Origin of the sequence: Prevotella melaninogenica, assembly GCF_013267595.1 — a bacterium.
GTDB classification, from domain to species: domain Bacteria; phylum Bacteroidota; class Bacteroidia; order Bacteroidales; family Bacteroidaceae; genus Prevotella; species Prevotella melaninogenica_D.
The window spans coordinates 1,549,898-1,575,921 of the sequence record NZ_CP054011.1 but is presented as its reverse complement, the minus strand read 5'-3'; the positions used below and the strand labels follow the sequence as shown (position 1 = coordinate 1,575,921).

Below are 26,024 nucleotides of genomic sequence, written 5' to 3'. Positions count from 1 at the left end.
TGCTGTGTTACTGCTTAGCACCACTCGTGCGAACGCTCCGCACCACTCGTGCGGATGCTTAACACCAATGGTGTGGATGCCTAATACGAATCTTGCAAACCATTAACACCCATCATTCAACACCCATCACCCATGCTCCTTCTTCCCTTTCACGAATACAAGTCGTAATAAAACGAAGTTGATAGGAACAACTATCACCATCACAAGGATAGGCGACAGCCATTTGCTGACACCTAACCATAGGAAGATATGGAGCAATCCTATCTCTAAAAGATAGTTGAGTATGTGGCTACCAACGAAGCCAGCAACATTATTTTTTGACGGTTTTCCCTTAAAAGTAAAGTAGGTTGTAAGTCCATAGTTACAAAGGAGTCCTACTCCGTAACCAGCTGTATAAGCTATAGTTGTATTCGTAAAGAGTAGAAAGAGACAATAGATTCCATAATGGATAAGCGAACATATAGTGCCTGTTATACCAAAACGGAAGAGTCGCCAGAAGTCTTTTCTCCAGCGTTGCCAAAGCTCTTTTATGCGTATCACCATGTGAGAAGGGATTAATCGAGTATTTGACTGATGTTATAAAGTGGACGCTGTTTTACCTCTTCATATATTTTGGCAATATAAACTCCCACCGCACCGATAGAAATCATCAGCATAGCACCCACGAGCCAGATACTAAGAATGAGTGAAGCCCAGCCCGCTACTTCTGTATGATTGACGAAAGCGTGGATAACGTAGATACCTATGCACAAGGTGACGAACAAGAAGGCGATACCAAGATAGATAACATAATAGATAGGTTTCACGGAGAATGACGTGATACCATCCAATGCCAAGCTAAGCATCTTGCGCAAAGTATATTTAGAAGTACCAGCTTTACGTTCGCTGATACGGTCGTCAACAGTCGTAGACTTGAGTCCGATAGAAGGGATGAGACCACGCAGATAGAGGTTACGTTCCTTATATCCAGAGAGTATCTCTAAGGACTGACGGCTCATCAGACGGAAGTCGGCATGGTTAAAGATACTGTTCACGCCCATCTTCTCTTGTAGATGATAGAATGCCTGTGCAGACATACGCTTCAAGATTGGGTCGGCTTTGCGCGAAACCTTCACCCCATAGACAATCTCATTGCCTTCCTCAAAGGCGTCAACCATCTGCGGAATACATTTCTGATAGTCGTCTTGCAAGTCGGCATCGAGTGTGATAACAGCATCAGCCCAGTCTTTTGCCGTCATCATACCAGCCATGATAGCATTTTGATGCCCCACGTTATGAGCGAGGTTGATACCCTTTATACGTGGATGCTGGCTGTGGAGCTGTTGGATAATCTCCCATGTTCGGTCACGGCTTCCGTCATTGACAAACACAATCATCGAGTCATCGGAAATCTTTCCTTGACTGATGAGTTCGTCGAATAGCTCCATGAGCTGTGCTGCCGACTGTTCTAAAACCTCTTCCTCGTTGTAACAAGGAGAGACCGTTGCAAGTTTTATCATATCTTATATTCTGCTTGTTGGGGTGTTTATAGGGAGTGTTTCTTAGCCTGCTGTCTGCTGTTCAGATCGGAAATCGAACTTATTTCTTCTGTCTGTTGACAAAGTCTACGTAGGTAATAAACTCCTGCTTGTCTGCTTTCATTGCTTTGATAAAGCGGTCGAGTCGCTGTTCCAATTCGTGTCCACTGTGGTTCTTGATGATAAAAGGCATCTTGAACTCTGGATGTGACTTTAGATCATAGAACTCCCATGGGTGGAAATAGGTCACGAAATAGCCATCGTGGCGCAATACCTGCCGTACCAAACGAAGATAGAACCACTCTGGGAAGTTATGCATAGACAACCAAAAGAGCGGAATACGTAGGTGTGGACTAACGCTGGCAGGTATCTGCATTACCTTACCTTGCATAAACCATGTACGTGGAGTGGTGAGGTGCATATATCGACCCGGTATAAAAGCAGGATTCAAAGAAGAGTTATAAAGGTAGCCAGCCTTCTCTATATCCTCATCCGATACAGGGAACATACGTGGCTGACGATAGCCCGCAACCTTCACACCAGTTATACGTTCGATGATTTCCTTAGAGCGGAAAACGTCCTCAGGCTTAGGTTGCCAATGGTCAACACCATGGCAAGCGACCTCGTGACCTTCGTTCTTAATACGCTCCATGACCTCTGGTGCCAGTTCTGCAAAGTTGCCAGTGCAGAAGAAGGTAGCACAGACGTTATTCGCCTTCAGTATGTCGAGGATGCGATTCGTACCCTCAATGGATACCTTCATACCCTCTTCAAGGGAGAAGTCTACCCCATGTTCACGTGGTACATCAAACTCTTCTGTATCGAAGCTCAGTAATATCATTTCTCTTCTGTTTCTTTATTTGTCCAATTTCCTTCATCAAAAGAAAGCTATTCTACAAATCCTTTTCCCTTTTGAGGATAGCCTTAACAACGGCTTTGACCATGTCTTGTTTTATTGTTGTAAGCTTTCATTTGTGGAAAGTATTGCAAAGTTACAATAAAACTCTGATATTACTTGTATAATAAGGTGTTGATTTGGGGCTTATTAACCATCAATAATAGGGCAGGAGAGGATTAATAAGGTTCTTCTGTTGATGTATAGATTGTAAATAAGTACTATGTCTATCCGTCTTCTATCAACAATTTATTCCCATTTTATTGGTTCTTGTAAATTATTTTCGTACGGTTTAAAACCAATATATGCTCTTTTGGCTTCTTAAAGACGCCTAATAGGCTTGCAAAAGGTGCCCTTTTGAGGTCCTATTAACGCCCTCTTGGAATCCAATTAAGCACCTTTTATTGTACTACTTTATAACTAACTGATTCCGTGTTTGTTACAAACCTGCTTTCTATACGTGTATTTGTCATTATATACGGATGTTTTATTTGAAAATATGTAATGGTTTTTCAAAACATTATCTTGAATCTTTGAAGTATTGATTGGTGGGTGTTGGGTGTTTAATGTTAGGTGTTGATGAAATGATAAGGTGGTTGATAAAGATAATCTACAATATGAGTTGGCATTTTATATGCTTTTTATTGTTTTTAAGTGAATGGAGGGTTGATTTCTGGATGCTTTTTACTTGTAAGATATAAAAATATATTTTTTCTCCTCAAAAGATTTTGTTTTCTCAATAATATTTCGCACTTTTGTCCTCAGAATACACTAACGTAAACAAAAGATAATCTAAAAAACGGAAAGTCGAGAAAGCAACGTGGGGAAATGTAGACCTATGTTATGTCAAATTCCTTATGTTTTCATCTGTGCTATAGGATGATTCTATGCTTTTCAGATCGTACCGCTTCAGATAGAATCTTCATAAAATCATGTCACAAAAGAAGAACAACAAGAGATTGCTTGCAGTGCTTACAATGGCATTGTTTTCCATAGTATCCTTTGCACAGGGAGTCAAGTTGGCTGATGGTGTTGAGCCATTGCCAGCGGATGCAGAAACACCGGGCTCAGAATATACACTTGTCTTCCATGATGAGTTTAATGAGCCGGATGGCACCTTGCCTAATACAAAGGTGTGGAGATACTGTACGCGCCGTCCCCAAGTGACATGGGCACGCTTCTTGAGCAACTCTCCTGAGGTCGCTTTTATGAAGGATGGTAATCTCGTTTTGCGTGCCATTCCTAATTCTGATAGGTCAAAAGATGATGTGGAAATGCTTTCAGGCGGTATCGAAACCAGTCAGAGTTTCACCTTTCGCTTTGGTCGTGTAGAGTGTCGGGCAATGGTTAATCCTTTTATAGGTAATTTCCCTGCTATCTGGATGATGCCAAAGTCAAAGTTTGGATGGCCGAAAGGCGGTGAGATTGATATCTTTGAGCAGATTGATAATGAGCAGCGTTGTTATGCAACCGTGCACTCTGCGTGGACACAAAGTCATGGAAATGAGCCACATTCTGGCAATCTTTGGATGTCGATGAATCGTTATCATACCTATGCCGTAGAGTGGGAAGAGGACGTGCTGACCTTCTTTGCTGATGGTAAGCGCGTGTTCCAATATAAGAAACAGAATGATAGTCAGGAGCAATGGCCGTTTGATAAGTCTAATTTCTACCTGATTCTCAATCAGTCAGTGGGCAATGGTTCATGGGCAAAAAAGGCAGATGTCAACCATACCTACGAGATGCGCGTCGATTGGATACGTGTCTATCAAAAGGAGAAGCATATCCCTATGAGTATCAGTGTCCCAATGACAAAGATACAGGAAAGTACTGAAAGCGATGATATTTATTCGTTGCAGGGTGCTAAGATAGGGACTCATGAGAGCGAATTGCCAAAGGGAATCTATGTTCTTAATGGTAAGAAGTTTGTTAAATAAGCTTTACCGCTATGGTGGAAAAGCTAAGAAATACAGAAACGATTTACTAACATAAACAAGAAATAATCTATGGAAGAACAAATCGAAGTGAAAGAACTCGACAGTGTTGTAGTGCACTTTTCTGGTGACTCAGGTGATGGTATGCAGCTTGCGGGTAATATTTTCACCACTGTCTCGGCTACAGTCGGCAATGGTGTGTCTACTTTCCCAGACTATCCGGCTGACATCCGTGCCCCGCAAGGCTCCTTGACAGGTGTGAGTGGATTCCAGGTTCATATCGGTGCGGGCAAGGTTTATACGCCTGGTGACCTCTGTGACGTTCTTGTAGCAATGAATGCCGCTGCGTTGAAGATGCAGTATAAGCATTGTAAGCCTAACAGTACAATCATTATCGACACTGATTCATTCGGACAGCGTGACCTTCAGAAGGCTGAATTCCGCAGTGATGACTATTTAGGCGAGATGGGTATCGACCCTGATCGGGTAGTGGCTTGTCCGATAACAAAGATGGTGAAGGACTGTTTGGCTGATACTGGCATGGATAATAAGTCTATGCTAAAGTGCCGTAATATGTTTGCCTTGGGTCTTGTCTGCTGGCTTTTCAGTCGTGACTTAGAGTTGGTAAACAACTATCTTGAGACAAAGTTTAAGAAGAAACCAGCCATTGCAGAGGCGAATATAAAGGTAGTACGTGCAGGATATGACTATGGTCATAACGTACATGCTTCTGTTCCTAATACCTATCGTATTGAGTCAACAGTGAAACAGCCTGGCCGTTATATGGATATTACAGGTAATAAGGCTACTGCTTATGGTCTGATGGCTGCGGCTGAGCGTGCTGGCTTGCGTCTTTTCTTAGGTTCTTATCCTATCACGCCTGCAACAGATATCTTACATGAGTTGTCAAAGCATAAGTCAATGGGTGTGACAACGGTACAGTGTGAGGACGAGATTGCTGGTTGTGCATCGGCTATTGGTGCTGCTTTCGCTGGTGCTTTGGCTGCTACTTCAACCTCTGGTCCGGGTATCTGTTTGAAGAGTGAGGCAATGAACCTTGCACTTATTGATGAACTTCCATTGGTGATTATCGACGTACAGCGTGGTGGTCCGTCAACGGGTATGCCTACGAAGAGTGAGCAGACCGACCTCTTGCAGGTGCTTTATGGTCGTAATGGTGAGAGTCCAATGCCTGTCATTGCAGCGACAAGTCCTACAGACTGCTTCGATGCAGCCTATAATGCTTGTAAGATAGCATTGGAACATATGACGCCAGTAGTGCTCCTTACCGATGCATTCATTGCTAATGGTTCTTCTGCTTGGAAGCTTCCAAACATCGAAGATTTGCCTGAAATCCATCCACATTACGTCACAGAAGACCAGAAGTATAAGTACACTCCATACAAACGTGACCCTAAGACATTAGCACGTTACTGGGCTATCCCTGGCACGGAGGGCTATACACACATCCTTGGTGGTTTGGAGAAAGATGGTGAGACAGGTGCTATCTCAACCGATCCAGAGAACCATGACAAGATGGACCACCTTCGTTGGAACAAGGTGGCACGTATTCCTGTACCTGATTTGGTTGTTCAAGGCGACGAGGAAGATGCCGACTTGCTTATTGTTGGCTTCGGTAGTACTTACGGTCATCTCTATTCTGCAATGAAGGAATTGCGTAGAAAGGGAAATAAGGTTGCTTTGGCACAGTTCAAGTATGTGAACCCATTGCCAAAGAACACTGCAGAAGTGCTTAGTCGTTACATGAAAGTCGTTGTTGCAGAACAAAATCTTGGTCAGCTTGCAGCCCTCTTGCGTATTCGTATCAACCACTTCGCTCCTTATCAGTATAACCAAGTTAAGGGACAACCATTCGTTGTCACGGAGTTGGTTACTACTTTTGAGAAACTTCTCAAGGCTCCACTACCAAAGGAGGAAACCGGTACTTTCTATACGAAGATACTTGAGTAGAATAGTTGACGAGTTTACAAGTAGACGAGTTTACAAGTTGCTTGCGACGTTGGGAAGTTTACATGTAGATGAGTTAATGAGTTTACATGTTGACGAGTTAACGAGTTTACAAGTTGCTTGTTAAGAGCTAAGCGAATAGAAGTAATCATAATTAAGGATTTAATGAGTTTACAAGTAGACGAGTTAACGAGTTAGCAAGTTGCTTGTTAATAACTCTAAGCGAATAGAAGTAATCATAATTAAGGATTTAATGAGTTTACAAGTTGACGAGTTTACGAGTTGACAAGATGCTTGTTAATAGCCCCAAGCGAATAGAAGTAATCATAATTGTGAATTATGAATTCTGAATTGTGAATTACAAACAGTGAATTCTGAATTAAAATAAAAGTCATGAATCAATATACAGCACAAGATTTTAAGAAGGGACAACCACGTTGGTGTCCTGGCTGTGGCGACCATTTCTTCCTTGCCAGCTTGCAGAAAGCAATGGCAGAGTTAGGTGTTCCACCTTATGAAACAGCCGTTATCAGTGGTATCGGATGCTCAAGCCGATTACCTTATTATGCTAATACATACGCTATGCAGACCATTCATGGTCGTGCAGCAGCCATCTCTACTGGGGCAAAGGTGACCAACCCAAACCTTACCATCTGGCAGGTTTCGGGCGATGGTGACGCACTTGCTATCGGTGGTAACCACTTTATCCATGCGATGCGTCGTAATGTGGATTTGAATATGATTCTTCTGAACAACCGTATCTACGGTCTAACGAAGGGACAGTATTCACCAACCAGTCCACGTGGCTTCGTCTCTAAGTCAAGTCCTTATGGTACTACGGAAGACCCATTCCGCCCAGCAGAACTCTGTTTCGGTGCGCGTGGCAACTTCTTTGCACGTAGTGTTGCCAGCGATAATACCGAGACAATTGAAATTCTCAAGGCTGCTTATCTGCATAAGGGTGCTGCCGTGTGTGAGATTTTACAAAACTGTGTTATCTTCAACGATGGTTGTCACAACTCAGTCTATACCTCACAAGGTCGTAAGGAGAATGCTATCTATGTCAAGCATGGCGAACCATTGATCTTCGGTCCCAACCAAGAGTTTGGACTTGTACAAGAAGGCTTTGGCTTGAAGGTGGTTAAAATCGGTGAGAATGGTATTACTCGCGATGATATCCTCGTACATGATGCTCACAGTCAGGATAATACCTTACAGCTGAAACTCGCAATGATGAGCAACGAAGACGGCTTCCCTGTAGCCCTCGGAGTTATCCGTGACGTTGAGGCTCCTACCTATGACGCTGCTGTCAATCAGCAGATAGAAGAGGTGAAGGCGCAGAAGCATTACCATACCTTTATGGAGATGCTCGAAACCAACGATATTTGGGAAGTAAAAGAGTAAAATTTTAAGACGAAATACACTTGCACGAAAAGAGGAAAAGATGTAACTTTGTGGACAACCAACCATTTAAGACATCATGAGTAGACTAACCTCATTTCTACATAGCAGGTGTACGATACAGACAAATGCCACTTCCTGGCGCACGAGTGTTGCGTTAGGAGTTGGCATTTTTTTGTTTCTTTACCTCCTACAACCCTTTGGAATCAGCCAGTATCGGGGTAATACATTCCTGATGTGTCTTGGTTTTGGTGTCATGACTATCTTCGTTCAATGGCTTTGTGCTTTCCTTTTCTTCAAAAGACCATTACGAAAAAATGTCCCAATCACCAATGGTTATATAATTCTTTATAGTATTGCTATTGAGTTGGCAATAGCAATCTCTATGACGCTCTATGCTGCTTTCTTCTTCCAGATGCCATTAACATGGCGGCTATTCAGTATATTCTTTTATTGGACTTTCCTTGTTTGGGTAATCGTTACGGCTATTTTTACGTTGGTAAACTATAACCGTATGTTGAATAGTAGACTGGAAGAAATGATAAAGAAGACTACGGATGAGCAGGAGGATATCCTTATCACGCTGCATGATCAGAACCTGCGTGGAACCGATCTTACCTTACCTATCAACAATCTACTCTATATTGAAGCCCGAAAAAACAATGTCTGCGTATGTTATCTAAAAGAAGGTAAGATACAAAAAACCGAACTTCGTTCTACGTTGACAGCCTTGAAAGATGACCTCCCTTACGATAATATCTTTCAGTGTCACCGTTCCTTCCTTGTGAATATCAATAACATATCTTCTGCAAAAGGCAATTCCAACGGTTATCAACTTCGTCTTTCAGGTTGTGATGACTTCATTCCAGTCTCCCGCACCTTTGTTCCCGGCCTCCGCCACTTCGTTGGTTAATATCTATCCATTAGCATGTTTTTCTATTTTTTACAAACAGCTTATTCCCTTATCAATAGATATTTGTAAACTATTTTCATGCACCTCGAAATTAATCCATGCTCTTTTGGGTTCTAAAAGACGCCTAATTGAAGTGCAACTAATCCTTGAAAAGGAAGAAAAGTAGAAGTTGGTGTAAACTGACTGATAATGAGCAAGAAATGGAGTTATTTGCATAATACTGCACAATTCGTAAAGAGTAGGAATATGCAGATTTAGGCAGAAGTTCAGTTACCAAAGCGTTACCCGATTTCGTCATAGGTAACGATGAAGTAATGTTCGGTAACTGAACTAAAGTTTCCCACCCTCAAAAAGTTGGCTTAAAATAACAGTTTCTCAATAATTATTGGTAACTTTGTAGTGCTTTATTACATTGATTATCAACAAATTAAAGAGTAACTGTTATGGATGCAAAATTAGACAATTTAAGCGAGATATCCAAGCTTTTAAGTGTTAAAAGTAAGATGAGTAGCGATATTCTCTCACTTTTCTCAAAATTTGGTTTTGGACGTCTGCTCTGTAGGCTTTCTTTGGAGAAACACGATGGTATCTCTGCTGTTCAACAGATTCTTTCCCTTTGTCTTTTCCGTATTAATGGTGAGACGATACACTCCATATACAAGAAGAATTTCTACCATCTTCTCACCACTGGAAAGAACTGCTATTATCGTATGATGGTCAGGCAGGCAATGAATTGGCGTCGTTTGCTTAGCTATACTGTTCTTCGTTTTGAATGCATTCTCCGTAAGAATGGCATTCAGACAGAGAGCGAGAACTCCTGTGTTATATTTGACGATACAACCTTGGAAAAGACTGGTAGGAAGTTTGAGCATATTACCAAGGTTTTCGACCATGTACGAATGAACTATGTCTTAGGCTACAAGCTTCTTTTGTGCCTGTTCTTCGATGGTAAGTCCTCTCTGCCGTTCGACTTCTCCATCCATGAGGAATTAGGAAAGAAAGGGGACGGCGGACTTGGCAAGAAGGCACTCCGCAGCAGATTCTCCAAGAGACGCATGAAAGAGAGCCCAGCGTATGAGCGGAATCAAGAATGCGGTATGAGCAAGATGGACTCCGCCATAAGGATGCTCCAGCGCATGTGGAAGAGAGGTATTCATCCCCATTATGCCTTGGCGGATAGTTGGTTTGCCTGTGAGAAGTTCATTGAGGAAATCAGGAGAGTAGGCAACGGAGCTATACACTACATTGGTCTTGCAAAGATGGGAAAGACAAAGTACTTTGTGGAGAATAAGCGACACAATGCTGCTGAGCTCGTAGCAATGTATGCAAGACGTACCAAATGCTGCCGGAAGTACAAGTGTCAGTACATTGAGTTGAGGGGCTGTCTGGGGAATATACCAGTCAGGATATACCTGATTAAATATGGGCGTCGACAGACTTGGAACATCATGCTTAGTACGGATCTATCGATGAGCTTTGTGCGTGCCTTCGAGTTATACCAGATACGATGGAACATTGAAGTGGTCAACAAGGAGACAAAAGGACATCTCGGACTCGGCTCATACATGGGGAGAGACTTTGATGGTCAGATTGCTGATGCAACGCTCTGCTACATTACATATATCGTGATGTCGTTAGAAAAACGGATGTCAGAGTATGAGACCATGGGTGAATTGTTTGCTGACATGGAAGATGATGTCATGGCACTTACGTTATGGCATCGTGTGCTGAATTGCATAGAGAGATTGCTTGCTGCTCTTTGTGACGTTCTTGGGTTCTCTGTTAGTGAGATAGGGCAGTTAATAGTCACCGACTCAGCAATGCGGAACAACTTTGAGATTATGGTCCAAGCATTGGAAGACAGGCAACAAGAAAAGCTCACAACCGTAAACATATTTTAGACAAGTGTTAACGGCTCACGTTCATGGGTATTCGCAAAGCAGTTTGGTTGAAATACCCATGAAATAGAGGGGTGGGAAACTTTAGTAACTGAATTATTTTCGCTCGTGTGGCTGTTGCTGCGGTCGGCAGTTTTCTGCATAAGTGAGGAACGCTTTAATTCGGGTAACTTTGCCCATAAAAATTAAAGCGTATGAAACAAGAGAAAATGAAGGTGTTGCTCTACCTCAAAAAGAGCGGTCTTGACAAGTCGGGCAAGGCTCCCATCATGGGGCGTATTACACTTGGAAGGAGTATTGCACAGTTCAGTTGTAAACTCTCCTGCAACCCCGACTTGTGGAATCCACGAGAGAGCAGAATGGATGGTAAGAGTCGTGAGGCGGTGGAGATAAACGGTAAATTGGAAAATCTGCTGTTGTCTGTTCAGTCGGCTTATCAATCTCTGCTATCCAAAGGTTGCCTATTTGATGCAGCCGATGTGAAAGAGCTGTTCCAAGGGAGCGTACAGACACGATGCATGCTCATTGAAAGGCTGGATATGCTCATTAAGGAGAAGGAAAGCCATGTTGGTATAGACATCAAGGAAGGAGCCATACACGGCTATCACTCTACCCGAATTCATTTGCAGAAGTTTATTCAACGGAAATACAAGGTGACAGACTTGGCTTTCTCACAGCTCACAGAGAACTTTATCTATGAGTTTGGGCAGTATTTCTTAGGTGAGTGCGGTTTTCAAGAAAGCACATTCTATAATGCAGCCACGCATTTGAAGACGGTATGCAGGTTGGCTTACCGTGAGGGATTGGCTGATGTACTTCTATTTGACAAAGCCAAAATTAGCAAGGGCGACAAGAGACTGCCCAAAGCATTGGACAAGGAAGCATTAGACAAATTGAAGGCTCTCAACTTTGAGGACTTGGAGGAGGAAATGGAAACTGCAAGGGATATTTTCCTCTTTGCCTGTTATACAGGTGCTGCTTATTGTGATTTGATGGAACTGGACAAGTCCCATCTTGTGCGTGACGACGAGGGTAGCCTTTGGCTGAAGTTCAACCGCCACAAGACAGGTGTGCCTTGTCGTGTCAAACTGCTGCCCGAAGCCATAAGGCTGATGGAGAAGCTCCACAGCGATGGAAGGGAAACATTACTCCCCTGTATCAAGTACAAGAACTATCAGATCTGTTTGAAAGCCCTGCGGCTTCGTGCAGGCATATCGTTTCCCTTTACCACACATACGGCAAGACACACCTTTGCCACGCTTATCACGCTTGAGCAAGGAGTGCCAATAGAAACGGTGAGCAAGATGCTGGGACATTCGAACATAAGCATGACTGAACGCTATGCAAAGGTTACACCCCAAAAACTCTTTGAGGAGTTTAATCGTTTTCTTTCTTTCACGGAGGATATGCAGATGAGTATTTAGCAATAGACATATTAAAACTAAAATCATTATGAGAAGTACATTCAAGATACTGTTCTATATCAACAGACAGAAAACTAAGGCAGACGGCAATACCGCCATTCTTTGCCGTATCACCATAGACGGAAAGAACACAGCCATTACCACAGGCGAAGAGTGCCAGCCTGCCGAGTGGAACTCCAAACAGGGTTTGACAACCAATAGGAAGACCAACCAAAGAATCAATGAGTTCAGGGAATTGGTAGAAAAAACCTATCGGGACATACTGACGAGGGACGGAGTGGTAAGTGTGGAACTTATCAAGAACAGTTTGCAAGGCATTGCCACTAACCCCACCACGCTCCTTGCAATGAGCAAAGCGGAACTGCAAGCCGTCAAGGAAAGCGTTGGAAAGTCAAGGGCAGAGGGGACTTATCTGAACCTTTACTATTCTGATAAAAATCTCCGAGATTTTATCGAAAACAAAGGAGTACAAGACATATCTATCGTCACCATTACGGAGAGTTTGTTCGAGGAATACCGTTTCTTCCTAAAAAAGCGTGGGCTGAAAGCATCGACTGTCAATACCAATCTCTGTTGGCTGAGCCGACTGATGTTTCGTGCGGTGAGCAGCAGGATTATCCGCTGCAATTCCTTTGAGAACGCCAAGTATGAGAAGGAGGAAAAGAAGATACGCTTCTTGCAAAAGGGCGATGTAATGAAACTCATGGCAATGACGATGAACGACAGAGAATCGGAATTGGCACGGCTGATGTTCGTCTTCTCCTGCTTCACAGGTATGGCTATCGCTGATATGGAAAATTTGGAATACAGGCATATCCAAACGGCAGCGGATGGGCGGAAGTATATCCGCAAGGAGCGTCAGAAGACAAAGGTTGAGTTTGTCGTACCATTGCACCCGATAGCAGAGGCTATTATCCGCCATTGTCTGGAAGAGCAGAAAGGGAATGAAGAACAGCAGACGGTGAAAGAAAAAGGTAAAAAACATATCTTTCCCCGTGAGTGCAGCCGGAGCGTGATAGACGGCAGACTGAGTATTGTTGGCAAGGCTTGCGGTATCAGACAGAGATTGTCGTACCATGTTGCAAGGCATACCTTCGGTACGATGAGCCTAAGTGCAGGAATACCTATTGAGAGTATAGCCAAGATGATGGGGCACGCTTCCATATCAAGCACGCAGATTTATGCGCAGGTAACGGACAACAAGATTTCGGAGGATATGGACAGGCTTATTGCCAAACAATCGGCAAAGGATAAAGAAACTATGGAGAGAGAGGCTTGTGAACCTTCGGAGGTATCAATCTATAAAATGGAGGAAACGGCATGAAAGCAAACGATAACTTAAAAGCCGTAACAAACACTGCCTGTCATCGCAGTATCTTTGATTGGGGCAGCAATATGCAGGTTGTCAGAAAAGGAAACGGAGACATAACCATGACGGAGGGAGAACTTGCGAAGTTCTTCGGTGTAACGTGGAGTAAACTTAACCATAGACTGCAAGCGTTGATGAGATTTTCTAACCTGCATCCCGATGAAAGGAGTGCAGGTGAGGATGATATTTATGTAAACGAACAACTAAAAGGTTATGCTCCGCTCTATCCGCTTCCTATCATCATTGCCCTGTCTTTTCAGTTGGACAGCACAGAAGCGCATTTGTTCAGGAAGTATCTCTGTGAGAGGTTGCAGAAACCTGCATCCGTGATAACACCGATATTTCTGCTTGGCAGCACGGATAACTGATAATCTGTATTGATTTCCTTTTTCTTTCACCGATATTATCCTACTACTTACTACAACAAGAGATAAGGCAGTGAAAGAAAAAGGGTTATAATGTAGTTAGAACAAGAAATGAAAATTACTACCCTATGACTACATTCTATCTTATATGGGAATAACTGAGAGCCGTTTAGCCCTTTGGGGGCATAATATTTAGGTATCTTACCTTTATTATATCTTCTTATTATGCAATTGCCTCTAAGAATGATATGTCTCTGTGAAATTATGTCGTGTGTTATTGGCAATCCTTACTAACATCAACATCACCGGAACTTCGACCAACACGCCCACCACCGTAGCCAATGCAGCCCCAGATTGTAAACCAAAAAGAGAAATAGCTACAGCAACCGCCAATTCAAAGAAATTACTTGCCCCAATCATTCCGGCAGGTGCGGCAACATCATGGGGTAATTTCCACCATTTCGACCAACCGTAAGCAACGAAAAATATCAGAACCGTTTGCAACACAAGCGGAACAGCAATCAATAAGATATGCAGGGGATTGTTCAGTATCGTTTCTCCTTGAAATGAAAACAGGATAATAAGTGTTAATAGCAACCCACCTACCATGTAATTATTAAATTTCTTAATAAATATATTGTTGAAATACTCCACACCTTTGCGGCGGATAACCATTATTCGAGTAATGACCCCAGCCGCAAGTGGTATCACAATAAAGAGCCCTACGGATAGCAACAGAGTGTCCCATGGGATAGATACGCCGCCAACTCCCAGCAAGAAAGCAACGATAGGGGCAAACGCTACCAATATGATTAAATCGTTCACAGCCACTTGTACCAGTGTATAAGCGGCATCCCCTTTAGTAAGGTAACTCCACACGAACACCATAGCTGTACAAGGTGCAGCCCCCAATAATACCGCCCCGGCTAGATATTCTTCGGCTAATCCGGCAGGTATAAAGGCTTTGAAAACCACATAGAAGAACAAATAAGCAATTCCAAACATGGTAAATGGCTTTATCAGCCAATTTGTAACGCCAGTGACTATTATTCCTTTCGGACGCTTGCCGACATTCTTAACACTTTGAAAATCTACTTTTAGCATCATCGGATAAATCATTAACCAAATCAGGATTGCCACGGGTATAGACACGTTGGCATATTCAAATTTGCTTAATGTTTGCGGAATTGCCGGAAGCCATTGTCCCACGGCAATTCCAATAATGATGCACAAGGCAACCCAGACAGTCAGGTATTTTTCAAAAAATCCAATTCCTTGTTTCTTTTCCATAACAATATCTATTTATTTTAATTGTGGTTTTAATTCGTTCAGGTAAAAGTCATAGAAACAGGCTTTAATTTCATCCCGTACCCGATGGAACTCACTGTTAATAAACTCGGGACTTCCGGTTGCTTCCGAGGGATCGTCAAACCCTATATGCAGCCTGTTTCTTACTTTACCTGTAAACATAGGACAACTTTCGTTTGCACCACCGCAAACGGTTATTACGTAATCCCATTCCTTGTCAAGATAGGTGTTAACATGTGTTGGGACATGTGAGGCAATGTTTATTCTGGCTTCTTTCATTACTTCCACCGCCTTGGCGTTTACCTGTTTCGCTGGTACCGTTCCACCAGAATACACTTCTATATTTTTGTCGAATGACTGTAGAAAGCCATGAGCCATTTGGCTACGGCAGCTGTTTCCTGTACAAAGAATCAATACTTTCATCTTTTTATTTTTAAATTTGGGGATTTGACTTACTATATAGTTTGAATGCTTTTTGGAAGGAGCTTCTACATATTATAGAATATAATTAAACAGATAGCCGGACAAGATGATGAAAAACGTCACAGTGCCGAAGAATATGCCGATAAGTCTCCATGTCATTACTTTCTTGAGCAGTGTTGCCTCTGGCAAGGAAAGACCAACGACAGCCATCATGAAGGCTATCGCCGTTCCGATGGGAATGCCTTTCGCTACAAATACCTCGATTACTGGGACGATACCTGCGGCATTAGCATACATCGGTACGGCAAGTATAACAGACAAAGGAACTGCATACCAGTTGTCTTTTGACATGTATTGCTCAAAGAATCCTTCAGGAACAAAGCCATGCATGAAAGCACCGATACCTATACCTATCAGAATATATATAAGTACACCACTGACAATTTTCCATGCATCACGGATAATAGTGGGAAGCCTCTTGGTAAAGGTGGTATGGTCTTTTTCCCATTCCCCTGCCTGAGCGGATGAATTTGCCTGCATCTGCTTTACCCAGTCACTCAGATAAGGAGCAAGGCGCATGCGACCGAGTACTATACCGCCTATTACTCCTAACAGAATGCCGCTGATGACGTAGATAAGAGTCACCTTCAATCCGAAGGAGCCAAGGAACATGGCAACAGCCACCTCGTTTACCAACGGTGATGTGATAAGAAATGCGAATGTTACGCCCAAAGGAATGCCGCCCTTTACAAATCCGATAAACAGAGGAATGGAAGAACATGAACAGAAAGGAGTGACCGCTCCGAATATGGAAGCCAGCAAGTACTGCAATCCGTACATATTGTGTGTAACCAGATATTTTCTCAAACGTTCTATAAGGAAGTATGGGAGTAGAAAGCAGAAAATGGCATAAAACTCATATCTGACTGAAATACAGCGGATATTGCTTGTTTCTTCTTAGGGTTGCATCATAGGAAACAGGCAGAAAAGGGAGCGAAAAGGAGGGAGTTCAGTTACCAAATCGTTCGAAAAACGATGAAAGGAAAAGGACGGCTGAAAGTGGTAACTAAAACGGTGTTTTCTCTTTCATTATCAATGTTTTGCATCGTTCAAAGTTCCTCAAAGAAGTGTAATTTTGCAAGTAAAAAACAATGGAAAAAGAAAAATTCAAGCTGCTTTTCTACCTCAAGAGAGGTACGCAGGACAAAAACGGAAAAAGTCCCATCATGGGACGCATCAGCGCAGGACGCTCTATGGTACAGTTCAGTTGCAAATGCTCGTGTACTCCTCGTTTGTGGGACAGTCGCAAAAACCGACTGCTGGGCAAGAGTGCCGAAGCCGTATCGGTAAACAAGGAACTTGACCGCCTTCAGGTGAGCATACACAAGGTTTATGAGTCTCTTTCGGGTAAATCCGATGCTCCCATCACGGCAGAGCGAGTACGGGAGCTTGTATTCGGACTGAACAGTGAGTCACAAGGACTGCTGCATCATACAGACGAGTATATCGACCGCTTCCGTGAGCGTGTGGGCATAGACCGCAGCGAACGCAGACTAAAATGCCTGTTGCTCTTTCACAAGCATCTGGCAAACTTCGTCAGGTATCGCTACCGTGTGGAGGATATTCCCGTGCAGAAAGCCGACATCGCCTTTATCAAAGACTTGGAGGACTACTTCGCCAAAGAAAAGGGATTCAAGCTCAACACTTCGGCTGGCTATCTCTCCATGCTGGCTTCCTTGCTCAAAGACCTGCATAAACGGCACATCATTGACACCTATCCCTTCATCAACCATTCCATTCGTTGGGAAGTGGGTACTCCACGTTACATCACAAGGGAGGAGGTAGGTCTTATCGCAGCCTTGGGAGAAGATAAATTGCAAGGCTATGAAAAAGTGTCGAGGGATATGTTCCTTTTCTCCTGCCTGACGGGGCTTTCCTATACCGACGTGTATCACTTGACGGAGCAGCACGTCTTTCACGAAGCGGGAATGACTTGGATACGCAAGCCGAGAATAAAGACGGGCAACGTGTGCCACATCCCCCTACTTCCCGAAGCCACTGCCATTATCGAGCGTTATCGGGGCATTCACACGAGGGCTTTCCGACACGAACCGCCCAAGGGGTATCTGCTGCCCATACCCGGATGCGACACGGTAAACATACACCTCAAAAAGATAGCACGGCTTTGCGGTATTCAGAAAACGCTGACCTATCACATGGCACGGCATACCTTCGCATCTCAGATGACACTGTCGGAGGGCGTGTCCATTGAGAGCGTTTCCAAAATGCTCGGACACAGTCAAATCAAAACCACGCAAGTGTATGCGGAGACATCTCCCGAGCGTGTCTTTCTGGACATAGAGAAAATACTTCCACAACTCGCACATTATCAACTGACCAACTAAAACCGCAGAACAATGAAAAGTACATTTGCCATACTATTCTACATAGATAGAAGCAAGACCAATGAAGACGGACTATGCGTAATCCGTTGCCGTATCACCTGTAATGGAACGTCCTCATCGTTTTCCACGCAGTTGCAAACTTCCCCCGACGAGTGGCTTGCCCGAAAAGGGTGCATCAAGGCGACAACAGGTAATTCAAGCGGCATCAATCTGCAACTGAACTCAATAGAAGAGTGCTTGCATTCACTCTATGAACGTACATTAAGGGAAGAAAACTATATCACGGCGGAATACCTCAAGGAGCGTTATATGCAGCAAAGTCGCCCCATGCCAACACTTACGGAGCTATATCAATCCGTTTGTGAATACAAGGAGGAATTGCAGGGCAGAACATTAAGCAAGGCAACTGTCAGGGCTTTTAAGGACAGCTACAAGAGTTTTGTTCATTTCCTGCAAGTAAGGGACAGGGCAGACTGTATGCCCACAGAGGTGGACAAGACTTTGCTTGAGGACTATCGCCTTTTTATGCTTCGGGACTTGGGAAACAAGGAAAGCAGTGTCGGCAACCGCCTACGCCACTTGCATCAGGTCATTCGCAAGGCATTGCAGGAGCGATACGTTCGTGAAGACCCTTTTGAACTCATAGACATAGAAACGCCTACCTACGAGCGCAATGCACTTACGGCGGACGACCTGCAAAAACTCTTGGCTTACCGTCCGCACCGCTCGACAGATAACCATTGCAGACTTATTTTCCTCTTGGGATGTTTCACGGGGCTGGCATTCTCAGACTTAAAGAAACTCCGAATGGACGATGTTTATACATTCGGGGATGGGCGTAGGTACATATCGCTCTGTCGAACAAAGACACAGAACAGAAGTATTGTCCCGTTGCTGCCCGTTGCCGAGAAAATACTCGCCATTGTGAGCCACGGACGAAGGGAGGGGCTTTTCTTTCGAGAGTTTCCCAGCAACAGTAATTTCAATAGAACTATTCAGGAGATATGTATTAAGGCAGGACTGCTACCGCATACTCAAGCGACCTCGCACACCGCACGGCACACCTTTGCCACGACCATCTGTCTGGAGAACGGACTTCCGATAGAGACGGTGAGCAAGATGCTGGGGCATCGCTTCATCTCCACGACCGAGATTTATGCACGGGTGACCAAGAGCAAGATTGCCAAGGAAATGCAACCCCTGATGGGTAGTGAGCATACAAGGGTACTGCGTAAAGCCTTACGGCTGTGTCCGTCAAGAACACCGAAAAAGTCAAGTCCCATAATTGGGATGTAACAGCCGTAATGAATGATTCAAAAAAAAGAAGTCCAACTTTTTAACAAGAAAAACAATGAAACAGAAGAACAAAAAGGAACTTTCCTACTTCCGATTGAAGTTAAGAAGTTACATGAGTGAGCATCACCCCGAAAAGTTGCAAGATACGGAGTTTATCACTGCACGGGCAGATATGGCTCTCACAGTTTACTGCGATGCTGTAGCACAAGGCTTTACACACATTGAAGCGGAGAGCATGGCAAGCGAGGCATTGTATCAAGGCTTGCACTTTTCCAAGTACGATACGCTTATATCCGTGTTGGAAAACGAGTTTGAAAGGGAACTTCCTGCACCGCTCCCAGAGAAACTCGTACCTATACTGTTGTCGAACAAGGCTGTTCAAGCCACATTCGACAAGTTCGGTTTGACGGACACATTGGCTTCTGACGAGCAATACGGCCGTCTTTACACCGAACTGACAGGCACGATAGTGCTGCTCATCGAGAGCAACAATCTGCCAACGGTCAGACTGACGGAGGAAGCAAGCCTGAAGGCGTTGTAGGCAAAGGCGGCGCACGCAAAGTTCCTGATGCCGTTTCTTATCGTGCAAAGGTACAACGGCAGCCTGTCTGCCCTGACAAGGTCGAGTCCTGCGGATGGAGAGAAGAATCTCCACCGCAGGATTTCTCTGTTTCAAGGTGGTATTGCCATTTTCTATATCCATGCGGTCGTATTCATCTCTCCCAACCTTGCAGGGCTGGGCTGCCGTAGAGAGTATAGGCACGACAAGAATACGGCATACTCAGGCTCTTTGGACGCAAGGCGTAACAACTAACAACAGATAGGACTGACGATAATACGGACAATCTATTGTTTGTACAATTTGTTGTCATGACTATCTGTTGTCAAAACTATATATCGTCAAAATAATCTATCGATAAAACTATCTATCGACACTTCGACATCTCGATTTGTCGAACTATCGAATTATCGATAAAACAACAAGATAATAAAAGGAACGAGCCGGCACCTCATCTCATTACCGCAATAACACAGACGGATTTCCTTTGTTTTTCTATTGCTTTCTCTCTATTTCCCTGCTTATCCTCATTTCTTGCAGTGGTGCTTCCGAGGGGTTACTTTTGCACCCGAGAAGTACGGCAATGGACTGCATAACAGTTTGTTTGCTGAGTAACAATAAAGTAATCAAAACAAAATTAAGGCAATGAAACTCATTATCATCGACCGCAAAGCGTGGGAGCGACATCGCTCCGAATTTGCAGACTTTATCCATCGTGTGGAAAAACTCATCGGTAATCCTCCCAAGACCGAGCAATGGCTCGACAACGAAGCCGTGTGCAAGCGTTTAGGCATCAGCAAGCGTACCCTACAATCATACCGAGATACGGGCAAAATCCCTTTCTCCATGATTGGACATAAGTGTTATTACAAACAGACCGACATCTGTGAAATGCTGAATGCAGTCAAGGATTGAAATCAAAGAATGAATGAATTATGGCAGAGAATGAAATCATTACGCGGGAAGACCCTCAGATGCAGTTGTTTTCACAACTGATGGAAGGCACTTTGAAGAAGTTGGAGCGGTATTGCTCTACCGCCCGTCCGATGCTGAATGGTGAGGTTTACCTTTCGGGTGAGGAGGTTTGCAGCCAATTACGGCTCAGCACACGCACGCTCCAAGAGTACAGAAACTCAGGAACGCTTCCTTTCTACAAAATCGGAGGGAAGATACTCTACAAGCAGAGCGACATACAAGCCATGCTTGAAAAACACTATAACCCGATACCCAAGAAATTATGGCAAGAATAGATGAAAAAAGGAAACAACGCTTGGAACAAGCCATTAGAGATATGGGAAATTATGGCGTTAAGCTCCGCAAGCCCGAAGAGTTACCCGATTTTGACCAGCCCTTCGATTATGAAGAGGAAAAGAGAAGGTTTGAGCCTGTTGATAAAGTTGAGGAACAAAATGACAAGGAGAGTAACAAGGATTTTTCTCAACCGTCCTATCAAGAAACAGCGTTGTCGCCAACAGAAAGGGCTACTTCTACCGAAGAATTTCATCAAAGAATGGGAAAAACAAAGGACAGAAAGCAATTATCCGAGTTTCAGGGGAAATATCTCCAGCCCTTTCGCAACAGCCACCGCAAAGCCGTGTATGTATCAGAGGAAACCCAACGAAAGTTAGACTTCGTGGTGCGGAGAATCGGTGAGCATGGAGCGAGCGTTTCGGGATATGTCGAACAGGTACTGCGGGAACACCTCGACCAATACAAGGAAGATGTGGAAAGATGGAGGAAACTCTGAATTACTGCATTCCTCGAATGCAAGCCTACGCCGAGTTACTGTATTCAATGAATGCAGTAACACAGCAGGGGCTTATAATCCCATTTTCTACATCAGCAAGGTGTGTCTTTGTACCACAAATTGCCATTTGTACCACAAAGACCCTTGCCCCGAAAGGGGATTAAATCACTCCAAAGTCGTGATTAGAAAGCAATGAAGAAGCAAAAACAAAAGAAGCCAGACGGCAGATGTGCCACCTGCCCACGATGGGACAGATGGCACATCAGAATACCTAATTCCGAAGACCAGCAGAAACTTATCAGACTCTATCGCAAGTCGGGAGCAAAGACAAAGAGCGACTTTGTCCGAGCAAGGCTTCTTGGTGAATCTTTTAAGGTCATCACCCAAGACCCTGCAAAAGAACCTTACTTGGAGAAACTCTCAGAAATCGTTGCCTTGGCTCATAAGATAGGAGTTCTGTACAACGAAGTCGTGAAAGTCCTCAATACTTATCATTCTGTTGCCACTGCTCAACAACTGCTCGGCAAACTCGAAACCTATTCCCAAATTCTCATCAGACTACAACAGCAAGCAGTACAACTGACAAAATCCTTTGGGAGTAGAGAAGAATGAATGCTGATAAATCATAACACCCATACTCGTATCGTACCGCGAATGTCCAATCCCTCTTTGGATGATACAAAAGGGTCACTTTGAACGATTACATAGGACCAGTTTCAACGATTTTTCCACTCTGCCCTAATACTTTATCTTTTGGAAAGTACATTGATAATCAGATAATTATTTCAATAACTCCCGATTTGGAGTATTACCCCACATTTATTATTTTTTTATTTTGACAATTCCCGATTTGGGGCATTACCATGACCATTAACAAACACAAAGTCTGTATAATCCCCTATAACTAACGTATCTTTTGAAATTTTCCGTATTTTGTAATCAACATATGGATAGAGCTTTTCCACAGGATGTGGAAGTTTCCAATAAATAAAAACTCGCATGCCATCAACATCAAACACTTTAGGGAATAAAATGTCCTGTTGGGAAGTAAATTCTTCATCTCCTTTCTTATTATAAGCTGAATTCAACTTGCAAATGCAACAGAATTCTGATTAATAATTTGTTTAAATTTTTCGTTTGGCGTGAGGTATCCAAGTCTTTTACGAGGTCGATTATTGAGTTTATTTTCAATCCACTTAATCTGTTTGTTGGTTACTTCACTAAAGTCCTTACCCTTTGGGATATACTGCCTGATAAGCCCGTTGGTGTTTTCATTGGCACCACGTTCCCATGAGTGGTATGGTTTGCAAAAATAGAATTTTATTTCCAATTTTTGCGCAATTTCCTCGTGCTTTGCAAACTCCTTTCCATTGTCAGCCGTAATTGTGTGTATTAAGTTTTTCACTTTCCGCAGTGCCCATACTGCAATCTTAGCTACCGGGATGGCTTCTTTTCCCGACAACTTGCGTATCCAGACCCTGCTTGTTGCTCTGTCGTTAATGGTAAGAATGGCACCTTTGTGGTTCTTACCAATAATTGTATCTATCTCTAAATCACCAAATCTCTCCTTCAGTTCCACTATCTCGGGACGCTCATCAATATCCACCCTGCCTGGGATAAATCCTCGCCCTGCATTTTTAGAACCACGTTTGGCATACCTGCGACCTTGTCTGCGAAGATATTTGTGCAGTTTGCCACCCCGCCGCTTATCCTCCCAAATCCAGCGATATATCGTTTCGTGAGATACCATCGCAATTCCCTCCAAGCGGCTCCTGCCGACAATCTGCTCCGGGCTGAATCCTTTCTTCAACAGCTTTATTATCCGTTTTCTCATTGCCGGTGTAAGCACTTCCTTGCGATGTTTTTGCTGCTTGCGCCTGTCTGCTTTTCGCTGGGCAAGCTCCATGCTATAGCTACCACTTCGGGCGTCGCAATTGCGCTTTATCTCCCTGTAAACAGTGCTTTTATCTACTCCGATAGCTTCCGCTATTGCTTTTTTGCTCATCGGTATTTGCAACATCATAGAAAATTGCATACCTTTGTTCCTCGGTTATATGTTTGCTCATCTGCAACTTTTTTTTCTTTGGACGGACAATTAAAGCAAAGATAGCAAACTTTATCCATTCAGAGTGAGAGAAAGGGGGACATTGTCTCTCTTTCCTCTCTGAAAAATAAATGTTTTTATTGCTTATTATCCGCACCCAAAAAGTTGCATTTATAAGTTGAACTCAAGAAGTATTCACCTGTAAGAAGTTACTAATGACAAAAAAGAAATTGCCCGTTCGTTTTACGGGTCAGCACTTTACTATTGATAAAGTGCTAATAAAAGATGCAATAAGACAAGCAAATATAAGTAATCAGGATACGGTTTTAGATATTGGGGCAGGCAAGGGGTTTCTTACTGTTCATTTATTAAAAATCGCCAACAATGTTGTTGCTATTGAAAACGACACAGCTTTGGTTGAACATTTACGAAAATTATTTTCTGATGCCCGAAATGTTCAAGTTGTCGGTTGTGATTTTAGGAATTTTGCAGTTCCGAAATTTCCTTTCAAAGTGGTGTCAAATATTCCTTATGGCATTACTTCCGATATTTTCAAAATCCTGATGTTTGAGAGTCTTGGAAATTTTCTGGGAGGTTCCATTATCCTTCAATTAGAACCTACACAAAAGTTATTTTCGAGGAAGCTTTACAATCCATATACCGTTTTCTATCATACTTTTTTTGATTTGAAACTTGTCTATGAGGTAGGTCCTGAAAGTTTCTTGCCACCGCCAACTGTCAAATCAGCCCTGTTAAACATTAAAAGAAAACACTTATTTTTTGATTTTAAGTTTAAAGCCAAATACTTAGCATTTATTTCCTGTCTGTTAGAGAAACCTGATTTATCTGTAAAAACAGCTTTAAAGTCGATTTTCAGGAAAAGTCAGGTCAGGTCAATTTCGGAAAAATTCGGTTTAAACCTTAATGCTCAAATTGTTTGTTTGTCTCCAAGTCAATGGTTAAACTGTTTTTTGGAAATGCTGGAAGTTGTCCCTGAAAAATTTCATCCTTCGTAGTTCAAAGTCGGGTGGTCTACATCAATGCCACTGTTTATCTTCCATTGCTTACCCTTATAATCCATTCTCAGGGTGAGTTCCTGCCCACATATAGATAGTGTGTTCTCATAACTTAGGCTATCTATGTATGGTCTATTCGGTATAGTATAGTCGTAAGTGTTGCTTGTGTTTCTATCCTCTTCGTGATGCAGTCCGTACCCTGTCTGCAATTTCAACTGTTTGCCAAAAGGATGGGTATATTGCAATGATATTCTGCTTTCGTTGCGCAGGGTGGGCAGTTGTTGGCAAAGATTGCGCAACAGTAGTGAATCTCCGCCCACAGCGTTGCGCAGGTGGTGGAATTTCGTCAGTGAAAGGCTGGTATTATTAGTTTCATTCGAGTTACCGCCAAGTGTCGCCTTCACGGTAAATGATGCCCCAGCCTTGCCAATCCGCCGTGTGAGGTCGGCAGATACATGGTAATTCTTTCCATTGCTTTTTGTGTTATTTCGCAGCGTTCCCGAGGTCAGCGTGTCCGCAGCCGTATTGCGCTCATATAGGTATGTTGTGTTGTCAGTCAGGTTGTCTGACCGTCCGAAGTTTCCATTTGCACTTATATTCAGCAAAGTCTTTTTGTCTATGTTATACTGCAGATTTATGTTTGCGGCATTACTGTGATTCTTGCTCAAGGAAAGCAGCATTGATTCCCGATATTTTGTTCCCGATGAAAGATATTGCTCATCATAGTCATGATTCTCGCTTCCATTGTGGAAGGCATTGAGTGAGAGGCTTGCATTGAGCGTAATTTTCTTACCAAATTTCTTCACGATATTGCCCGACAATATGTTTTGGAAATTGTTTCCCCCAATGTTCATATTACTAAGATTGTCAGAGCGCAAAGTCAGCGAGGTGTTTTCGCCATCGGCATTGAATAGATTGCCCTGTACCTCATCCCTGCGTCTGTCGCGATTGCCGTGTTCAGCCGTTAGTGTTCCTGTCAGGCTGCCATTGTAGGTAGATTTGGTCTTGATGTCCAGCACATAATTGTCGGCACCATCATCTACTCCCGTCATTTTCTCCAATGCGCTGAGCATGTCATACAGTTTCAGTAGTTCCACTGCATCGGTTGGCATATTCTCCAACGCTGCGATAATGTCGTTGCCCATAAAGGTCTCGCCATTGATGTTTACGCCGTTCAATGACTTTCCTTTGAATGATAGTTGCCTGTTCGCCTTGTCGTATTCCATGCCCGGAATATTCCTGATTAAGTCTTCCAAGTTAGCACCTTTCCTTACTCGAAGGCAATCAGTATTGATAAACGTGGTGTCTTTTCTTATGGAAAACAATTTCCGCTGTCCAATAACTTGAACTTCATCGAGTTCTATCGTTTTATGTAATGAAGAAACATGTTTTCGAGTAGGGTATATAGTATCACCCACAACTAAATTCAAAATAGTAGCATTAGCAGTGGGAAACAGCAGAAGTAGAATGATGAAGATTAAAAGAATTCTTTTGATTATCATTTTGCAAAATTACCATTGTTCATAGATATATGCAATACCT

Annotated in this window: 24 protein-coding genes and 2 pseudogenes; 17 read left to right on the top strand and 9 right to left on the bottom strand. The window is 43.2% G+C overall.

The features are described from left to right. Positions 1-126 precede the first annotated feature (126 nt). From FIU21_RS11835 to FIU21_RS11825, 3 genes are all read right to left on the bottom strand, one after another. Positions 127-543: a GtrA family protein gene (locus tag FIU21_RS11835; protein ID WP_004359005.1), complete on the bottom strand. Its 417-nt coding sequence runs from the start codon at positions 541-543 to the stop codon at positions 127-129. 11 nt (positions 544-554) lie between these two features. Continuing rightward, complete coding sequence (locus FIU21_RS11830; protein WP_004359006.1) at positions 555-1,499, bottom strand: glycosyltransferase family 2 protein; 945 nt, start codon at positions 1,497-1,499, stop codon at positions 555-557. Between the two features lie 79 nt (positions 1,500-1,578). Next, complete coding sequence (locus FIU21_RS11825; RefSeq protein ID WP_004359007.1) at positions 1,579-2,358, bottom strand: polysaccharide deacetylase family protein; 780 nt, start codon at positions 2,356-2,358, stop codon at positions 1,579-1,581. Positions 2,359-3,344: 986 nt separating this feature from the next. Between FIU21_RS11825 and FIU21_RS11820 the strand changes: the two genes are divergently transcribed. The 8 genes from FIU21_RS11820 to FIU21_RS11785 all read left to right on the top strand — a co-directional run bounded on the left by FIU21_RS11820 (position 3,345) and on the right by FIU21_RS11785 (position 13,687). Next, on the top strand, positions 3,345-4,349 hold the full coding sequence (locus tag FIU21_RS11820; RefSeq protein WP_036885753.1) for a glycoside hydrolase family 16 protein: 1,005 nt from the start codon (positions 3,345-3,347) through the stop codon (positions 4,347-4,349). Between the two features lie 69 nt (positions 4,350-4,418). Beyond that, a complete protein-coding gene (locus tag FIU21_RS11815) occupies positions 4,419-6,317 on the top strand; it encodes a 2-oxoacid:acceptor oxidoreductase subunit alpha (protein WP_004359009.1) in 1,899 nt (632 codons plus the stop codon). 390 nt (positions 6,318-6,707) lie between these two features. After that, positions 6,708-7,718 (top strand): 2-oxoacid:ferredoxin oxidoreductase subunit beta, encoded by a 1,011-nt coding sequence (locus FIU21_RS11810; protein ID WP_004359010.1) that lies wholly within the window; start codon positions 6,708-6,710, stop codon positions 7,716-7,718. Positions 7,719-7,794: 76 nt separating this feature from the next. Further along, the gene (locus FIU21_RS11805; RefSeq protein WP_004359011.1) at positions 7,795-8,628 is read left to right on the top strand and encodes a LytTR family DNA-binding domain-containing protein; all 834 of its coding nucleotides are present in this window, start codon (positions 7,795-7,797) and stop codon (positions 8,626-8,628) included. Between the two features lie 443 nt (positions 8,629-9,071). Beyond that, positions 9,072-10,529, top strand: a complete 1,458-nt coding sequence (locus FIU21_RS11800) for an IS4 family transposase (protein WP_172891275.1) — start codon at positions 9,072-9,074, stop codon at positions 10,527-10,529. 191 nt (positions 10,530-10,720) lie between these two features. Next, entirely contained in the window at positions 10,721-11,950 is a 1,230-nt protein-coding gene (locus FIU21_RS11795) for a site-specific integrase (RefSeq protein ID WP_004359012.1), read from the top strand. A gap of 28 nt (positions 11,951-11,978) precedes the next feature. Beyond that, entirely contained in the window at positions 11,979-13,274 is a 1,296-nt protein-coding gene (locus FIU21_RS11790) for a site-specific integrase (protein ID WP_004359013.1), read from the top strand. Further along, the gene (locus tag FIU21_RS11785; RefSeq protein WP_004359014.1) at positions 13,271-13,687 is read left to right on the top strand and encodes a hypothetical protein; all 417 of its coding nucleotides are present in this window, start codon (positions 13,271-13,273) and stop codon (positions 13,685-13,687) included. The genes FIU21_RS11790 and FIU21_RS11785 overlap by 4 nt, the downstream gene beginning before the upstream one ends. Positions 13,688-13,921: 234 nt before the next feature. On the opposite strand, the gene arsB is transcribed toward FIU21_RS11785, so the two are convergent. From arsB to FIU21_RS11770, 3 genes and pseudogenes are all read right to left on the bottom strand, one after another. Beyond that, positions 13,922-14,974 (bottom strand): ACR3 family arsenite efflux transporter, encoded by a 1,053-nt coding sequence (arsB, locus tag FIU21_RS11780; protein WP_004359015.1) that lies wholly within the window; start codon positions 14,972-14,974, stop codon positions 13,922-13,924. A 12-nt stretch (positions 14,975-14,986) separates the two neighbouring features. Next, on the bottom strand, positions 14,987-15,415 hold the full coding sequence (locus tag FIU21_RS11775; protein WP_004365217.1) for an arsenate reductase ArsC: 429 nt from the start codon (positions 15,413-15,415) through the stop codon (positions 14,987-14,989). Between the two features lie 72 nt (positions 15,416-15,487). Beyond that, a pseudogene (locus tag FIU21_RS11770) lies at positions 15,488-16,300 on the bottom strand (permease); the annotation flags it as partial. A gap of 266 nt (positions 16,301-16,566) precedes the next feature. On the opposite strand from FIU21_RS11770, the gene FIU21_RS11765 reads away from it, so the two are divergent. The 8 genes from FIU21_RS11765 to FIU21_RS11730 all read left to right on the top strand — a co-directional run bounded on the left by FIU21_RS11765 (position 16,567) and on the right by FIU21_RS11730 (position 22,034). Further along, positions 16,567-17,820, top strand: coding sequence for a site-specific integrase (locus FIU21_RS11765; protein ID WP_004359018.1), 1,254 nt, complete (start codon positions 16,567-16,569; stop codon positions 17,818-17,820). Between the two features lie 12 nt (positions 17,821-17,832). Beyond that, positions 17,833-19,116 (top strand): site-specific integrase, encoded by a 1,284-nt coding sequence (locus tag FIU21_RS11760; protein WP_036885754.1) that lies wholly within the window; start codon positions 17,833-17,835, stop codon positions 19,114-19,116. Positions 19,117-19,171: 55 nt separating this feature from the next. After that, positions 19,172-19,657, top strand: a complete 486-nt coding sequence (locus FIU21_RS11755) for a DUF1896 domain-containing protein (RefSeq protein ID WP_004359020.1) — start codon at positions 19,172-19,174, stop codon at positions 19,655-19,657. A gap of 42 nt (positions 19,658-19,699) precedes the next feature. Then, on the top strand, positions 19,700-19,930 hold the full coding sequence (locus FIU21_RS11750; protein ID WP_147331687.1) for a hypothetical protein: 231 nt from the start codon (positions 19,700-19,702) through the stop codon (positions 19,928-19,930). 390 nt (positions 19,931-20,320) lie between these two features. Beyond that, on the top strand, positions 20,321-20,590 hold the full coding sequence (locus FIU21_RS11745) for a helix-turn-helix domain-containing protein (RefSeq protein WP_004359021.1): 270 nt from the start codon (positions 20,321-20,323) through the stop codon (positions 20,588-20,590). Positions 20,591-20,610: 20 nt separating this feature from the next. Continuing rightward, the gene (locus tag FIU21_RS11740; protein ID WP_004359023.1) at positions 20,611-20,925 is read left to right on the top strand and encodes a helix-turn-helix domain-containing protein; all 315 of its coding nucleotides are present in this window, start codon (positions 20,611-20,613) and stop codon (positions 20,923-20,925) included. Continuing rightward, positions 20,913-21,422, top strand: coding sequence for a DUF3408 domain-containing protein (locus tag FIU21_RS11735; protein WP_004359024.1), 510 nt, complete (start codon positions 20,913-20,915; stop codon positions 21,420-21,422). Before FIU21_RS11740 ends, FIU21_RS11735 begins: the two co-directional genes overlap by 13 nt. Before the next feature lie 192 nt (positions 21,423-21,614). Next, positions 21,615-22,034: a plasmid mobilization protein gene (locus FIU21_RS11730; protein ID WP_004359027.1), complete on the top strand. Its 420-nt coding sequence runs from the start codon at positions 21,615-21,617 to the stop codon at positions 22,032-22,034. A 218-nt stretch (positions 22,035-22,252) separates the two neighbouring features. On the opposite strand, the gene FIU21_RS11725 is transcribed toward FIU21_RS11730, so the two are convergent. Beyond that, positions 22,253-22,510 (bottom strand): hypothetical protein, encoded by a 258-nt coding sequence (locus FIU21_RS11725; protein ID WP_004359029.1) that lies wholly within the window; start codon positions 22,508-22,510, stop codon positions 22,253-22,255. Continuing rightward, positions 22,507-23,488: pseudogene (locus FIU21_RS11720) on the bottom strand (IS30-like element IS4351 family transposase). Before FIU21_RS11720 ends, FIU21_RS11725 begins: the two are co-directional and overlap by 4 nt. A gap of 193 nt (positions 23,489-23,681) precedes the next feature. Here FIU21_RS11720 and erm(F) point away from each other — a divergent pair. Continuing rightward, positions 23,682-24,482 (top strand): 23S rRNA (adenine(2058)-N(6))-methyltransferase Erm(F), encoded by an 801-nt coding sequence (gene erm(F), locus FIU21_RS11715; protein WP_004359035.1) that lies wholly within the window; start codon positions 23,682-23,684, stop codon positions 24,480-24,482. Here the strand turns inward: erm(F) and FIU21_RS11710 are convergent. After that, positions 24,470-25,984: a TonB-dependent receptor gene (locus FIU21_RS11710; RefSeq protein WP_172891397.1), complete on the bottom strand. Its 1,515-nt coding sequence runs from the start codon at positions 25,982-25,984 to the stop codon at positions 24,470-24,472. The genes erm(F) and FIU21_RS11710 overlap by 13 nt on opposite strands. Positions 25,985-26,024 lie beyond the last annotated feature (40 nt).

Coding starts and splice junctions, on each gene's coding strand:
- FIU21_RS11835 (WP_004359005.1), bottom strand. CDS start 543: ATGGTGATACGCATAAAAGAGCTTTGGCAACGCTGGAGAAAAGACTTC.
- FIU21_RS11830 (WP_004359006.1), bottom strand. CDS start 1,499: ATGATAAAACTTGCAACGGTCTCTCCTTGTTACAACGAGGAAGAGGTT.
- FIU21_RS11825 (WP_004359007.1), bottom strand. CDS start 2,358: ATGATATTACTGAGCTTCGATACAGAAGAGTTTGATGTACCACGTGAA.
- FIU21_RS11820 (WP_036885753.1), top strand. CDS start 3,345: ATGTCACAAAAGAAGAACAACAAGAGATTGCTTGCAGTGCTTACAATG.
- FIU21_RS11815 (WP_004359009.1), top strand. CDS start 4,419: ATGGAAGAACAAATCGAAGTGAAAGAACTCGACAGTGTTGTAGTGCAC.
- FIU21_RS11810 (WP_004359010.1), top strand. CDS start 6,708: ATGAATCAATATACAGCACAAGATTTTAAGAAGGGACAACCACGTTGG.
- FIU21_RS11805 (WP_004359011.1), top strand. CDS start 7,795: ATGAGTAGACTAACCTCATTTCTACATAGCAGGTGTACGATACAGACA.
- FIU21_RS11800 (WP_172891275.1), top strand. CDS start 9,072: ATGGATGCAAAATTAGACAATTTAAGCGAGATATCCAAGCTTTTAAGT.
- FIU21_RS11795 (WP_004359012.1), top strand. CDS start 10,721: ATGAAACAAGAGAAAATGAAGGTGTTGCTCTACCTCAAAAAGAGCGGT.
- FIU21_RS11790 (WP_004359013.1), top strand. CDS start 11,979: ATGAGAAGTACATTCAAGATACTGTTCTATATCAACAGACAGAAAACT.
- FIU21_RS11785 (WP_004359014.1), top strand. CDS start 13,271: ATGAAAGCAAACGATAACTTAAAAGCCGTAACAAACACTGCCTGTCAT.
- arsB (WP_004359015.1), bottom strand. CDS start 14,974: ATGGAAAAGAAACAAGGAATTGGATTTTTTGAAAAATACCTGACTGTC.
- FIU21_RS11775 (WP_004365217.1), bottom strand. CDS start 15,415: ATGAAAGTATTGATTCTTTGTACAGGAAACAGCTGCCGTAGCCAAATG.
- FIU21_RS11765 (WP_004359018.1), top strand. CDS start 16,567: ATGGAAAAAGAAAAATTCAAGCTGCTTTTCTACCTCAAGAGAGGTACG.
- FIU21_RS11760 (WP_036885754.1), top strand. CDS start 17,833: ATGAAAAGTACATTTGCCATACTATTCTACATAGATAGAAGCAAGACC.
- FIU21_RS11755 (WP_004359020.1), top strand. CDS start 19,172: ATGAAACAGAAGAACAAAAAGGAACTTTCCTACTTCCGATTGAAGTTA.
- FIU21_RS11745 (WP_004359021.1), top strand. CDS start 20,321: ATGAAACTCATTATCATCGACCGCAAAGCGTGGGAGCGACATCGCTCC.
- FIU21_RS11740 (WP_004359023.1), top strand. CDS start 20,611: ATGGCAGAGAATGAAATCATTACGCGGGAAGACCCTCAGATGCAGTTG.
- FIU21_RS11735 (WP_004359024.1), top strand. CDS start 20,913: ATGGCAAGAATAGATGAAAAAAGGAAACAACGCTTGGAACAAGCCATT.
- FIU21_RS11730 (WP_004359027.1), top strand. CDS start 21,615: ATGAAGAAGCAAAAACAAAAGAAGCCAGACGGCAGATGTGCCACCTGC.
- FIU21_RS11710 (WP_172891397.1), bottom strand. CDS start 25,984: ATGATAATCAAAAGAATTCTTTTAATCTTCATCATTCTACTTCTGCTG.